We start from the raw sequence: 13,325 nt of genomic DNA, 5'->3' as shown, positions 1-13,325 counted from the left end.
AGAAGCGGCGGTATCGGGGAAGAGGCTGCTTTCGATGAAGTCATTGTTCCAGTAGCGCCGCCAGGCCTACATCGGCCTAGTCCGAATATTCCCCCTCATCCCTTCAGACAAGCCCCGGTAGCGGCACTTCTCCCCGCCACAACAGGTAATCCCCAACCGTGAATTGAGTCTCAAATGGTCTCCGACAACTCGCTGTCGAAGGGCCAGCCAGGCACGCAGCCACCTGCCCGAGCAAATACCTTGAGACTGCTGAGCCGGCACCAATGCGCGCTGTTCGGTGCAGGCGGCATCATCACGACGCTGATCCTTGGCACGGTGACTACTGTAGTGATCCCCTCGAAGAGGGAATACATTGCGGAGGGGCACGCGAACCGGACCAGTCCTCGTGGCGAGCTGCTCCCCGGCGCCCGGCAACCGAACGCACGCAAGACCGCACTTCTCCCGATCAGCCGCTTGTCTGCGGGTACACCCGCAGACAAGCGCGGCAGATTCGAGAAGAAGGATGTCCACTTCTTCGCAACTGACCCGATCTCGGCTGCCAACCATGGCTGGCAGCTGATCCACACCTTCCCATGGCGGACGATCATCACCGCGTTGCGGCCCACCTTGCTGGCGGACGTCGCGCCTATGCTGCTTGCGATTGGCTGTGTCTGGGCGGTACTGCTTTTGATTGAATGAAAGGTTTTCCGTCCAGGTTATGTACGCTCCGAACGCATCATCGAAAGCGATGATCTCAACCGAACGATGGTAGAGGCCGTCGCATTCGGCCAGGCCTTCCTCACTGCCAACGGGCGAAATCCTTCTTCATAACGACGTCATGGCGCCATAGTCGGATGCCGTGGCAGATTCAGCACGCCACCTGCATGTTGAATTCTTCGATGCGTTCCGCAAACATGATGTCGAAGCCATGGCTACGCTCGGCATTGAACTGAACATCCAGGCCGCTGCCGGGCCAAGCAGATCGAGCAGGAACTGGACAATGCGCGCCCGGCATCGGAAGCTGCAAACGAGGCAAAGTCGACACTCCTGGCCATCATGAGCCACGAAACCCGCACACCACTCGATGCGATCCTCGGCAATCATGAGCTGCTTGAACGCACAACGTTGACAGTGAGCCAGAGCAATCGACTACATGCGGCCACCTCATCATCCGCTGCCAGGTTGAATACCATCAATGACATTCTGGACTTCTCCAAGGTCGAGTCCGGGCAGATGACGATCGAGTCGATACCATTCGACCTCAAGGAAGTCGCACGACAATGCATCGACCTGTTCTCACCCATGGCCCAAGCCAAAGGGCTGGGAATCGACCTGATTCTGGACGATGGCCTGCGCGCCAATTACCTCGGCGACCCGACTGGAGTCCGTCAGATAATCTTCAACCTGCTCAGCAACGCAATCAAATTCACCGAAACCGGCGATGTCCTGCTTGAGGTTTACCTGAAGGATGATGCCGCTAGCGACTCCGCCATCATCCTCGGCGTCAGTGATACAGGCACCGGCATAAGCGCGGCGCAGCAAGCTACGCTGTTCGGTACGTTTTCCCAAGCCGACTCCACGATCCCTCACCGCTACGGCGGCACCGGGCTTGGGCTTGCACTTTGCAGACACCTGGCGGAGCTGATGCACGGCAACATCCAGGTCAAGAGTGCTCCAGGTAACGGCAGCACGTTCATCGTCACCTTGCCGCTGCAGGACGCCGGAGTTGCAGAACAACCGGAAAGCGCCATGGAGGCAAGTACTGCTGCACAGCAACGCGCTCCCATGCACGTTCTCGTGGTCGACGACCATCCGGCCAATAGGAAGCTGCTGCAGCTGCAATTGGAAGCGCTCGGCTACACCGCCAATATGTTTGAGGACTGTGCCGCCGCAATCGCCACCTTTGCCAATCACAGCTATGACTTGATACTGACCGATCTGAACATGCCGGGCATGGATGGCTTTACCTTCGCCACATACCTTCGCAACCTCCGGGTTACCGCACCTATCATCGCAGTTACCGCACATGCCTCTGAGCGCGATCACGCGCACAGCATGGATGCTGGCATCAACAGCATTCTGATCAAACCTGTTCTGTTTGAGGCGCTGCGAACCACCTTGGCGCAGCTCGGCAAAGGCACACCCGCCGACGCAGGCGCAAAGGAACCCTGGGACATCGCCATCGGGGCGCTGCCACCAGAAATCCACGTTCCGCTTCTGTCCTCTCTGGAGGCATCCGTTGCGGCCATTGGGGAAGCCATGCTCGCCAAGCCAGTGAACAGCACCACCGCGGCGGCCACGGACGAAGTCGAACTGATTGGCAAGCACTTGCATTCCCTACGCGGCGCCTTCGCCTTCATACATGAAACCGCTCTGGCACAGAGATGCGCCGCAATGGAATTGCTACTGCGGGAACACAAGCTGAGCGAGCTGCAGGCAGAGCTGGGAGCGTTTGATCTAGCCGCTCACACAGCGCTGGAGCGCAGACGTCAGAAACCCGCACTTGATATGGATCCAGATCAGCATCGCGTGTGACCACTTCCTTGTCGCAACAACCAAAGTACCTAGGCACTACGCGTTCCCCAACCCGTTTTGGCAACTGCAGGGATCATCAAGCGCTCAGCCGCCTTACCAACATGCCTCATGAACCCTGTTGTCCCAGAAACTCGACATCGCAAAGTCGCGTTTCAACCCTGCCTTGGAATAGGCACGCTCACGCCCCGCTCGAGCCTGCGCGCAGGTGTCGATCTTCGCATTCCCCTGGTTTTGCCGGCGCACACCTTGTGCCCTCGGTCTCGGCGATCGCACCTTCAGTCGCGATTGACGATGCTGCGGGGCCATTCCTTCCGCAGAAACGCCGACAACGTCCTCTGGCCGCAGAGTCCAATGCTTCAGTTCAACGCCCGTGCATGGCGTGGACTGATAGGCATGCTGCTCACCCACCAGGCATTTGTAGACCGTGGGCTCCCGCGCCTCTCCACCCTCAGCGATCAATCCCAGCAGCGTTACCAGAAGCAAGCCTCTCAAGGGCGGCGGTCCTGTTTGTCTTCACGGACTACAAGGTGCCAGACCCCTGAACGGCGGGATGTCCGCTATCCGAGCGTGATCGCGTCAGTGTTCACCGTTGCCTTGCTACTGCAGGCGTTCCGGATGCCACTGCGCATGCCATCAGCGCATCTGAGCTGTTGAGGACGCCCGAGGGCATTTTTCAGCCCCGTCTCATTGGATGAAGAAATTTCTTCACAAATCGCTTGCGGGAAATGTGAAGCCCCGCTATTATTTCTTTCTCGGCAACGACGTAACAACGTTCCACCGGGGCCATAGCTCAGCTGGGAGAGCGCCTGCATGGCATGCAGGAGGTCAGCGGTTCGATCCCGCTTGGCTCCACCAAATCCGGACATTAGGCCGTCTGGATTGTCGACAATTTGATGAGTATAACGCGTCCCCATCGTCTAGAGGCCTAGGACATCACCCTTTCACGGTGGCGACCGGGGTTCGAATCCCCGTGGGGACGCCATTCATCAGGTACAAACGGACCCAGCCGTATCGGGTCTTTTTTTATCGAAGCAATCTTCCCAAGAGATTGCACGGAAGAAGAAAAAGCTTCCAATTTGATAAAAAACCGTTATCATAACGGGCTAGCAACAACGTGGGGCCATAGCTCAGCTGGGAGAGCGCCTGCATGGCATGCAGGAGGTCAGCGGTTCGATCCCGCTTGGCTCCACCAATTCAGGCCTTAGGCCGCCTGAATCTACAACTTGAGATTTGAAGAATACGCGTCCCCATCGTCTAGAGGCCTAGGACATCACCCTTTCACGGTGGCGACCGGGGTTCGAATCCCCGTGGGGACGCCATTTCTAAAAAGCTCCGAGCAATCGGGGCTTTTTTCTTGCCCGGTTTTTGCAGCAATGCAGCCCCGCCCTCGCTGACGGGAAAGCAGTGAGCAGCCAATCAAGCCGTCATCGACAGCCGGCCTGGCTGGTCAGCAAACTGAGATGCTTGAGGCTGCCAGCCAGTGGCTTGGAGAATTCAATGAACATGAAAGCACTTGCCATCCTGCTGGCTGGAGCACTCCTGACGTTCGCCGGGACCACACTACACGCCAACCATCTCTTTGCCGAACGCTCGCAAGTACCCGACCAAGCCAAGGGAGAGATCATCGCGTTCAAGGTGAAAGGATCGGATCGCACGGCTTACATCACCCGCAGCGATCAACTTCAACACTGGACGATTTTTGGCGCCGGGATTCTATTGTTCCTTCTGGGCGCAAAAGGCGGAGCCCTGAAGCGGAACCGCGCACAGCCCTGAGATTGGCAGCGCCAACGCGGGCAACACCATCCTTTTTGCGCGAGCAGCGCAAGCCGCGAAACCCAGGCTTCAGCAGATGAGTGACATCACGTCCGCTGCCCCTTTGTACTGCAAGCTTCGCCACCTTCGCTGTTTCCGCATTGCAGCTGAAGCTTGAAGTGCTGCGGGACAACTCCTGCCGAGCATGGCTCGGCCCTACACGCCAGGCCTCTGCAGGGGAGCGATGCGACTCGCAAACCCGCACGCGCCTGACAAACTCCGGGCAAAGAAAAAGGCACCCAAGGGTGCCTGTTTTCTCTGGTGCCGAAGGGGGGACTCGAACCCCCACGCTTTTAAGGGCGGCGGATTTTGAATCCGCTGCGTCTACCGATTCCGCCACTTCGGCTGGCAGGAGCGGAATTATAGCGGAGCTTTGTCTACTTGGGCAGGCCTTGGCTGAAAAATTTTTGTGTAATGCCTGTTTCGGCGACTGGCTATACTTCGACCGATCCAGATACAGGGGAAAACGATGGGCTCGCTCGAAGGTACGAGGGTGCTGGTCGTGGAGAACGACGAGTTGAATGCCATGCTGCTACAGATGCAGCTGGAGATGGAAGGCATGCTGGTCGGCGGCGTAGCTGCCACGGTCAGTGCTGCCCTGCAGATGATCGATGAGCTGCAGCCCCAGCTTGTGTTCCTGGACTATTGGCTGGCATGCAATGAGAACAGCAGCCCGGTTGCCGAGCGCCTGAGGCAGCGCGGCATCCCATTCCTGGTCGCCACCGGGATGGAAATCGATCAGCTGCCTGCAGTGTTCGATGCCGGCGTGAAGCTGTCCAAGCCTTACACCGGCGCCGATCTCAGCCAGGCACTGCAACGCGCGCTTGCTCCGGCTTGAGATTCCAGGTTTGTGGGAGCGGCGTAAGCCGCGAAGCAGACACTGCTGAAGCTCCGGGCAGCGCGTTGCCCGATGGACCATCTGCTTCGCGGCTTACGCCGCTCCTACAAGAGTGATGCGATCTAGCGGCAGCTGACTCAGCTGCCGCGTTTTGCCCTTGCGAATGCATCGGCCAGCGCATTGTTGGCCGGCGCCGCAGACACTGCCGATCGGCCGCCGCCATTGCCGGGATTGCGCTGACCGCGCTGATCCCGGTCGCGCCCGCCGCCAGCAGCACGCCCCTGCCCTGCACCACGCTCGTCACGCTCTGGCTTTTTGGCCGGTGCAGGTGAATCTTCCAGGCGTCGGGTCAATGCGATGCGCTTGCGCGGCACGTCCACCTCCAGCACCTTGACCTTGACGATGTCGCCCGCCTTGACCACATCGCGCGGATCTTTGACGAAGGTGTCGGACAAGGCGGAGATATGGATCAGGCCGTCCTGGTGCACACCGATATCGACGAACGCACCGAACGCGGCAACGTTGCTGACGACGCCTTCGAGGATCATGCCTTCACGCAGGTCCTTGATGTCTTCAATGCCCTCGGCAAAACGTGCGGCCTTGAACTCCGGACGCGGATCCCGGCCTGGCTTTTCCATCTCCTTGAGGATGTCGCGCACGGTCGGCACGCCAAACTTGTCGTCGGTGAACTGCTCGGCCTTCAGGCTGCGCAGGTAGCTGCCGTCGCCCAGCAGCGCCTTGATCGGCTTTGCGGCGGCAGCGACGATGCGCTCGACCACGGGATACGCCTCAGGGTGAACCGCCGAGGCATCAAGCGGCTCGTCGCCATCTGCAATCCGCAGAAAGCCGGCGCATTGTTCAAAGGTCTTGTCGCCCAGGCGCGGCACTTTCAGCAGGTCCTTGCGGCGCTTGAACGGGCCGTTCTCGTCGCGGTGACGAACGATGTTCTCGGCTACCGTCGCCGACAAACCCGAAACCCGGGTCAGCAACGCAGCCGACGCGGTGTTCACGAAAACGCCGACGGCATTGACGCAGTCCTCGACACGCGCATCCAGTGCCTTGGCCAGGCGAAACTGGTCGACGTCGTGCTGGTACTGGCCAACACCAATCGCCTTGGGCTCGATCTTGACCAGTTCGGCCAGTGGATCCTGCAGGCGGCGCGCAATCGACACCGCACCACGCAGCGACACATCCAAGTCCGGGAACTCCTTGGCGGCAAATTCGGAGGCCGAGTACACCGAGGCACCGGCCTCGCTGACCACCACCTTCTGCAGCTTGGGATTGGCACAGGCGGCGATTGCCTCGCCTGCCAGCTTGTCGGTCTCGCGGCTTGCAGTGCCGTTCCCGATCGCGATCAACTCGACGTTGTGCTTGATGCACAGCTGCTTGATCGTCTGCAGCGACTGCTCCCACTGCCGGCGCGGCTCGTGCGGGTACACCGTATCGGTGGCCAGCAGCTTACCGGTGGCATCGACGACGGCGATCTTGCAACCGGTGCGGATGCCCGGATCCAGTCCGAGCACCGCCTTGGGACCGGCTGGCGCTGCCAGCATCAAGTCCTTCAGATTGTCGCCGAATACCGCAATCGCCTCAGCCTCGGCTTTCTCGCGGGCCTGGTTGAACAGGTCCAGCAGCAGGTGCATATGCAGCTTGGCGCGCCAGGTCAGGCGGCAGGCGTCCAACAACCAGCGATCGGCCGGGCGCTCCTTGTTGGCGATGCCTGCGTTGAGCGCTACCCGACCTTCCGCATACTGGTGGCCGGCTTCGGCGTCGCTGCCCGGGTCCAGTTCGAGGAAGATGAACTCCTCGCGGCGCGCACGGAACAAGGCCAGCAGGCGGTGCGAAGGAATCTTCGCCAATGCCTCGGCATGATCGAAATAGTCACGATACTTGGCGCCTTCGGCCTCCTTGCCCTCGGCAACGCGGGCACGGATGATGCCGTTCCCCGCCAGCCAGTTGCGCAATTCGCCAACCAGCGCAGCGTCTTCACCCCAGCGCTCCATCAAGATGGCGCGCGCACCTTCCAGTGCGGCCTTGGTATCAGCAACGCCCTTTTCAGCATTCACAAAACCGGCGGCGAAGACCTGTGGGTCCAACATTGGATCGCCGAGCAGGCCATCGGCCAGAGGCTCCAGCCCCGCCTCGCGGGCAATCTGCGCACGGGTGCGGCGCTTCTGCTTATAGGGCAGATACAGATCTTCCAGACGCGACTTGGTATCGGCGCCCATGATCTGCTCACGCAGCGCATCGGTCAGCTTGCCTTGTTCGTCGATGCTGGACAGCACGGCGCGGCGACGATCTTCGAGTTCGCGCAGGTAGGTCAAACGACTTTCGAGATTACGCAGCTGGGTATCGTCCAGACCGCCAGTCACTTCCTTGCGGTAGCGGGCGATGAACGGAACGCTGGCGCCCTCATCCAGCAGCGCGATGGCCGCCTTGGTCTGAGTAGTTTCTGCGCCGATCTCGTCGGCGATGGTCTGCGCGATCTGCTGCGCGAGCTTGATGTCTTGCATTGCCGGTGCGGTAGCCACAGTGACGGAAGCTGCCATTCTGGCAATGCGCGCGCCCGGGGGAAAGCCGTTGACAGCACGCGCCGGACCTGCCGCCCGGCGCGCGCGCCTGAATACTCAGGCCAGATGCTGATACAGCCGTTGGCTGGCGACGTCGTCACGCAGGTCTTCCAGCACCATGACCCGCATCGAGCCCCTGCCGGAGACGTTCATCGTCCGTTCTACGTAAATTTCCGGGCCATGCTCGGTATCTGCGCGGGTTTTGCTGAAGCCGTACGGCAACACACCCTTATCGCCATCCTTGCTGCCACCGATATAAAGAACAATTGCCATGGTGGTTCGTGCTCCTGTTGGATCTGTAACAGGTGCAACGATACGCGGGGTCACGTTACAGAGATGTACATAAAAGGTTGTCGTTTGATGTCAGCATTCAGCGCGCCGGCTTCAATGACTGCATTTCAGGTACGGCCAGGCCACCAACCGCGGCCATGCATGGCGTAGTAATCCGCCGCACGCTCGAACGGATTACGTACGCTCACACCGCCGCACAACAGGTAGACCGGCAGGAACAGCGGCCCCAGCACCAGGTATTGGAAAACATGCGCACGCTCGTGGTCGCCCAGGCGCACGCGCGGGTGTTCACAGCGGCCGGCGCGGTGTTCATAGGTCTGGCACAAACCATCCAGGTCGTCGCCGGTGTGCAGGATCACCATGCCAAAGGTGATCGCCCCACCCGGCCCCCATGGCCAGCTTCGGAACACCAGTGCGTTTTCCCTGCGGCTCCAGTACAGGCGTGCGCCAGCGAGGCTGCCGAGCGCACCCGCGATCAGGCCAATCAAGGTATTGGGCGAGGTCCAGACCCCGCCCAGGATGCGCAACCACATCGGCGCCATTTCGAGTCGCATGGGACTCAGGCCTGCACTATTGATCTGGCGGCCAGCACGGACATCAGCGTGCCGGCGTGCGCAGGCGGCGCAGCTGCTGCAGGAACCACGCCGAGGCATCCTGCTCTTGCGCGCCGCTGCAGGAGACCTTGTACGCCTTGCCGCTCATGCTGCTGCGGCTGGCGGCCCGCTCGATGAACTGCTCACTGCTGTCGACCATGTCGCGCTTGAGCAGGTAGTCGTATTTGCGCTGCAGATGACCACGTGCAGCCGCCGCGTCATACCAGCTGCCATTGCGCTGGAAGCGGCAGCCAGAGGTTTCCAGCGCCTGCATCAAGCCACTGATCTCACGCTGGGTTGCCGCACTGGGGGCAGCACCGGCCGGCAAGGCAATCAGCGTCATGCTGGCAGCGAACAAAAATCTGCCGATCAGCTTCATGCGCGTTTACTCAACCAGTCGTTGATGGCACCGGGCACTTCACGCTGCGCGCGCCCGGAAACATAGATACCGATGTGGCCACCACGGAAACCGAGCTCGGTGTAATCCGTGCTGCCGACCTGGCCCCGCATGGCCTTGGATGCAGCCGGCGGTACAAGGTGGTCCTGCTCGGCGTAGATGTTGAGGATAGGCATTTGTACCTGGGCCAGATCGACCGTTTCCTCGCCGATGCGGATGCTGCCGTTCATCAGGCCATTGGCCTGATAGAACTGCTTGACGAACTGCCGGAAGGTTTCGCCTGCCAGATCGGGGGAATCGAAGATCCACTTCTCCATGCGCAGGAAGTCTTCCAGGGCCTGCTTGTCGTCGAGGATGTCCATCAAGCCCACGTACTTCTGCACGTTCAAGCGGAACGGCTTGAGCATGAGGTAGCTGGCATTCATCAGGTCGGCCGGGATATTGCCCAGGGTATCGACGAACAGGTCCACGTCCACGTGCCGCGCCCAATGCGAGAGCATGTTGTCCGAGGTGTGGAAGTCGACCGGCGTCACCATGCTGATCAGGTTCTGCACCTTGTGCGGGCGCAGCGCGCTGTAGCACAGCGCGAATACGCCGCCCTGGCAGATGCCGAGCAGGTTGACCGGCGCACCATCGCGCTGTGCACGCAGGTGATCCACCGCACCGTCGATGTAGCGCAGCAGATAGTCTTCCAGGGTCAGGAAGCGCTCGGAACGATCCGGGTAGCCCCAGTCCAGCACGTAGACATCCTGGCCAAGCGCCAGCAGCTTCTGTACCAGCGAACGACCGTCCTGCAGGTCGACCATGTAGGGCCGGTTGACCAGCGCATAGACGATCAACAACGGCGGCTTGCTGGCATCGGCTTGATCGCTGACGAAGCGATACAACTTGACCTTGCCGTCGCTCCACACTTCCTGACGCTCGGTGACGCCATAATCCACGTCTTCGACACCGGGCAGCAGCTTCAGGCCATCGACCAGCTTGCGTTGCCACTGCAGGGTTTCCTGCAACAGGTCATCGTTGCCAAAACCCAGCGGGCCCTTCATTTGGAACTCCTGCGACGGGCCGGTGCGGACTTCTGTTTGCTGGCGACCACTGCCTTCTTGGCTGCCGGCTTCCTGGCGGCCGGCTTGTTCGCCGTGACTTTCTTCGGCGCAGCCTTCTGCACGATTTCTTTCACAGCCTTCCTGGTGGCTTTCTTCGCCGCTTTCTTCGCCGCACGTTGCGGCGCCGGCTTCGCTGGCCTGGCAGCTGTTTTTCCTACCGATGGCTTTGCCGATTGATCCGCCGACTCGGACTGCGCTGGTGTGCTGGTCTGCTGGGCTGCCGCCATCAAGCGCCGCACCTGCCGTTCCAACTCGGCGATGCGCCGATGCGCCGCATCCATCTCCGTGCGGGTAGGCACGCCCATCGCGTCGCAGGCACGTTCCAGTTCACTCTGCGACGCTGCGCGCAGACGCATCTGGGCATTGGCCAGCTCACCATAGATGCGCTGGAAATCTTCGGAAAGCGCCACCTTGGCATACGCTTCTTCGGCGGCATCAATCCACAGATCGAACATCGCCCGCGCACTGGTCAGCTGGCTACCGGGCACTTCATGCTCGGCCAGCTTGGCCTCGAAACGTTTAAAGGCATCATCGAGGACGCTGCGGATCGTATCCACATAGGCTTCGGCGCGCGTTTGGTATTCCTGCTGGACCTTGAGCAAGGCCTGCCATCGCGCCTGATGCTCACGGGCTGGACCGAATGCCGGTGCATTCAACCAATCGCCGCCACCAAAGCCACTTTGTGCGGCCTTGGCAAACTCACGCAACCAGGGTTGATCGTTCAGGGCATTGCCACCGCGTGCAGCACCCAGCATCCACTGCAGCAGATCATCGCCCTGCCCCACCTGCACGGCCTCGCGCCACGCCCCGGCCACTTCGGCGGCCGAGGTATCACGACCGGCAAAGCGTGCAGCCACCTGCTGCATCATGCCCAGCCAATCGCCGGCCTGATGCTGGAAACGGGCGCCCAGCGCCTGTACTTCCGGGGGCGTATCGGTACTGACCAGGCGGGTCCATTGGGCAATGCTCTCAGCCCATGGGAAATCGCCGCCTGCGGCTGCGCCCTGGCCCTGCATGGCCTGTGACCATGCCTCCCAGGCAGCGCGCATGCTGGCCTCGAAATCCGCGTTGTCGTTGTTGCCTGCCGCCGCCATTGCCTTACTCCCGGGATGCCCGGTGATGATAGCAATGCGATTGCCCTACCGGCGTCAGGGCTTGGGAATCCGCAGCGTCTTGCTGATCATCAGCGAGCCGGACAGTGCAAACAGCAGCACCAGCGGATGCAGCTGCCACGGGCCCAGCTGCCAGCTGCCGCCCCACAGCGCCGGGCCGATCGCATTGAAGTGGGCCGCCAAGGCCAACACGATGACCAGCGCCAGACTGGTCGGAATCGGCGTGCCTTCGAAGTATGGCACCTTGTCGGACTCACCGGCGATCTCCTCGGCGGTAACGTTGTAACGCGCCAGCCGGCTGACGCCGCAGCAGACGAAGTAGCTCAGGATCAGCCAGTCCCAACCGCCCTGCATGCCGCAGGCATAGGCCAATGCAGCCGGCGCCACGCCAAAGGAAATGATGTCGGCCAGCGAATCCAGCTCGCGCCCCAGCGTGGACGAGGACTGGCGCCAGCGCGCAACCCGGCCATCCAGCGCATCGAAGATGAACGCCAGCGGGATCAAGGCCATGCCGAACATCAGGAAGCCGCGCTCGCCGTCCTGCAGGAAGCGCATCGCCGCGAACACCGCGCCGGTGCCGCAGAACGCGTTGCCGAGGGTGAACCAATCCGCGAGCTGGAACTCACGGAGCATCGAGAAATGGCGTTTCATGGGAACTCACGGTGCATGGACCGGAACAGGGTACCGCGAGCACCTGAACAGTGGACAGTACCCGCGCCTGGCCAGCTTGCCCGGTGTGCGACACGCCAGCGCTGGACCCGGACACGTTCGTGTCCGGATCACTCCATCGGCCTCGAAGCCAGTGCTGCTCGCCGGAGCGGGCTGCATGACACCACTGCAGCAAGCCATTACAGGCGCGTGTAACTCCAGGACTGCATGCGTCCGTCGCGGTACGGCATCACGCCATGGAACGGGCGCGGGTCCGCGTCGAACACCAGTGGCAGGAAGTGGCGGTCGCCCTCCCACAACGGCAGCGATTCCAGCTCGTCGACCGCAACCCACTCCAGCGTGCCCTCCCGGTTAACCTCCATTGGCGTGCCGGTGTAGTCGTCGATGACGAAGATGAAGGCGAACCAGTCCTCGCCATTCTTGCCGAAGCCCGGCCAGCTGATGCTGCCGCGCAGGCGCGTCGTGCCGCATTCAATGCCCGCTTCCTCGCGGATCTCGCGGTGCATGCAGGCAAGGATGTCCTCATCAGCCTCCATCTTGCCGCCCAGTCCGTTGTACTTGCCCAGGTGCATATCACCGGGCCGGGTGTTGCGGTGAATCATCAAGGCCTTGCTGCCATCGGCAGACAGCACATAACCAAGCGTGGCCATAATCGGGGTGTACGGCATAGCGACAACCGGAACCAAGGGGGCGTGCAGTATGACCGATGAACCGCTCGCGCCTCAGCCGGGCATTACATCCATGCGCCGGATTGGCACGACGGTTTCATCGACACGGCGCAAGGTGGCCACGCTGTGCCCGCGCTCGGCCAGGTATTCCAGCCATTTCCCAAGGAAGGTGTTCATGCGCATGCGGTGGCTGATCAGCGCTTCCGGCGGCGGATACATGCCCATCACGTCCTGCCAGCGTCGGCCCACGTAGCAATGCGTGGTTTCTGCCTGACGCGCGTCGCGGTACAGCCGCACGAACGCCGATGGATCCGGCTCGCCGGTGACCGGATCGCACAGGTCGTAGGTCAGGCGCAGCTCCACCGTGTAGCGGTGGCATTCGATCACATCCAGACGCAGGTCCAGACCATCGCCGATGCTGGAGAGGTGGCTGCCCACGTGCAACCGATCCGGCGCGAACAGCCGCATCAGGTGATCGTGGTTTTCCGCATACAAGCCCATCAGCCAGCCGAGACGGCTGAGTCTGGGGATGCGATCAATGCGGGAAAGTGCGCCTGCCATGGGCCGATCCTACACGCCGAGGCGTGCAAGTGGCATCACCGGCAGTGCCGAGCCATGCTCGACAGAGGCTTTACTCAGGAACCCACCTGTAGTGGGGGGGGGGGGGGGGGGGGGGGGGGGGGGGGGGGGGGGGGGGGGGGGGGGGGGGGGGGGGGGGGGGGGGGGGGGGGGGGGGGGGGGGGGGGGGGGGGGGG

14 protein-coding genes and 5 tRNA genes are annotated in these 13,325 nt (G+C 61.6%); 8 read left to right on the top strand and 11 right to left on the bottom strand.

The features are described 5' to 3' along the window. Positions 1–174: 174 nt before the first annotated feature. A complete protein-coding gene (locus tag ACVOLI_RS04675) occupies positions 175–678 on the top strand; it encodes a hypothetical protein (RefSeq protein WP_481533719.1) in 504 nt (167 codons plus the stop codon). A gap of 169 nt (positions 679–847) precedes the next feature. On the opposite strand, the gene ACVOLI_RS04670 is transcribed toward ACVOLI_RS04675, so the two are convergent. Further along, positions 848–1,024, bottom strand: a complete 177-nt coding sequence (locus ACVOLI_RS04670) for a hypothetical protein (protein WP_481533718.1) — start codon at positions 1,022–1,024, stop codon at positions 848–850. An 11-nt stretch (positions 1,025–1,035) separates the two neighbouring features. Here ACVOLI_RS04670 and ACVOLI_RS04665 point away from each other — a divergent pair, with 11 nt between their 5' ends. The 6 genes from ACVOLI_RS04665 (at position 1,036) to ACVOLI_RS04640 (ending at position 4,287) form a co-directional block, all read left to right on the top strand. Beyond that, positions 1,036–2,514, top strand: a complete 1,479-nt coding sequence (locus ACVOLI_RS04665; protein ID WP_481533717.1) for a response regulator — start codon at positions 1,036–1,038, stop codon at positions 2,512–2,514. Between the two features lie 779 nt (positions 2,515–3,293). Further along, a tRNA-Ala gene (locus ACVOLI_RS04660) sits at positions 3,294–3,369 on the top strand. A gap of 51 nt (positions 3,370–3,420) precedes the next feature. Further along, positions 3,421–3,496: transfer RNA gene (locus ACVOLI_RS04655), tRNA-Glu, on the top strand. A gap of 134 nt (positions 3,497–3,630) precedes the next feature. Continuing rightward, positions 3,631–3,706 (top strand) — tRNA-Ala (locus ACVOLI_RS04650). 51 nt (positions 3,707–3,757) lie between these two features. After that, positions 3,758–3,833, top strand: a tRNA-Glu gene (locus tag ACVOLI_RS04645). A 178-nt stretch (positions 3,834–4,011) separates the two neighbouring features. Then, positions 4,012–4,287, top strand: a complete 276-nt coding sequence (locus ACVOLI_RS04640) for a hypothetical protein (RefSeq protein ID WP_481533716.1) — start codon at positions 4,012–4,014, stop codon at positions 4,285–4,287. 298 nt (positions 4,288–4,585) lie between these two features. Here the strand turns inward: ACVOLI_RS04640 and ACVOLI_RS04635 are convergent. After that, positions 4,586–4,672: transfer RNA gene (locus tag ACVOLI_RS04635), tRNA-Leu, on the bottom strand. Positions 4,673–4,795: 123 nt separating this feature from the next. On the opposite strand from ACVOLI_RS04635, the gene ACVOLI_RS04630 reads away from it, so the two are divergent. Next, positions 4,796–5,164, top strand: coding sequence for a response regulator (locus ACVOLI_RS04630; RefSeq protein ID WP_296246517.1), 369 nt, complete (start codon positions 4,796–4,798; stop codon positions 5,162–5,164). 137 nt (positions 5,165–5,301) lie between these two features. Here the strand turns inward: ACVOLI_RS04630 and ACVOLI_RS04625 are convergent, their stop codons facing one another. The 9 genes from ACVOLI_RS04625 to ACVOLI_RS04585 form a co-directional block, all read right to left on the bottom strand. Continuing rightward, complete coding sequence (locus tag ACVOLI_RS04625; protein ID WP_481533763.1) at positions 5,302–7,677, bottom strand: Tex family protein; 2,376 nt, start codon at positions 7,675–7,677, stop codon at positions 5,302–5,304. Between the two features lie 114 nt (positions 7,678–7,791). After that, complete coding sequence (locus ACVOLI_RS04620; RefSeq protein WP_282266272.1) at positions 7,792–8,007, bottom strand: hypothetical protein; 216 nt, start codon at positions 8,005–8,007, stop codon at positions 7,792–7,794. A 125-nt stretch (positions 8,008–8,132) separates the two neighbouring features. After that, entirely contained in the window at positions 8,133–8,579 is a 447-nt protein-coding gene (locus tag ACVOLI_RS04615; protein ID WP_481533715.1) for a hypothetical protein, read from the bottom strand. 43 nt (positions 8,580–8,622) lie between these two features. Beyond that, complete coding sequence (locus tag ACVOLI_RS04610; RefSeq protein ID WP_481533714.1) at positions 8,623–8,997, bottom strand: YfeK family protein; 375 nt, start codon at positions 8,995–8,997, stop codon at positions 8,623–8,625. Then, positions 8,994–10,061 (bottom strand): class III poly(R)-hydroxyalkanoic acid synthase subunit PhaC, encoded by a 1,068-nt coding sequence (locus ACVOLI_RS04605; protein ID WP_481533713.1) that lies wholly within the window; start codon positions 10,059–10,061, stop codon positions 8,994–8,996. Before ACVOLI_RS04605 ends, ACVOLI_RS04610 begins: the two co-directional genes overlap by 4 nt. Then, a complete protein-coding gene (gene phaE / locus ACVOLI_RS04600) occupies positions 10,058–11,215 on the bottom strand; it encodes a class III poly(R)-hydroxyalkanoic acid synthase subunit PhaE (protein ID WP_481533712.1) in 1,158 nt (385 codons plus the stop codon). Before phaE ends, ACVOLI_RS04605 begins: the two co-directional genes overlap by 4 nt. Before the next feature lie 54 nt (positions 11,216–11,269). Next, entirely contained in the window at positions 11,270–11,884 is a 615-nt protein-coding gene (locus ACVOLI_RS04595; RefSeq protein ID WP_296246528.1) for a CDP-alcohol phosphatidyltransferase family protein, read from the bottom strand. Between the two features lie 197 nt (positions 11,885–12,081). Next, positions 12,082–12,570 (bottom strand): NUDIX hydrolase, encoded by a 489-nt coding sequence (locus ACVOLI_RS04590; RefSeq protein WP_481533711.1) that lies wholly within the window; start codon positions 12,568–12,570, stop codon positions 12,082–12,084. A gap of 54 nt (positions 12,571–12,624) precedes the next feature. Next, positions 12,625–13,131 carry a DUF1249 domain-containing protein gene (locus tag ACVOLI_RS04585; RefSeq protein WP_481533710.1) on the bottom strand — a complete coding sequence of 169 codons (507 nt, stop codon included), beginning with the start codon at positions 13,129–13,131 and terminating at the stop codon, positions 12,625–12,627. Positions 13,132–13,325 lie beyond the last annotated feature (194 nt).

The sequence above is a fragment of the Stenotrophomonas sp. STEN029 genome (assembly GCF_056760015.1).
This window is presented reverse-complemented; position numbering and strand designations above follow the sequence as displayed.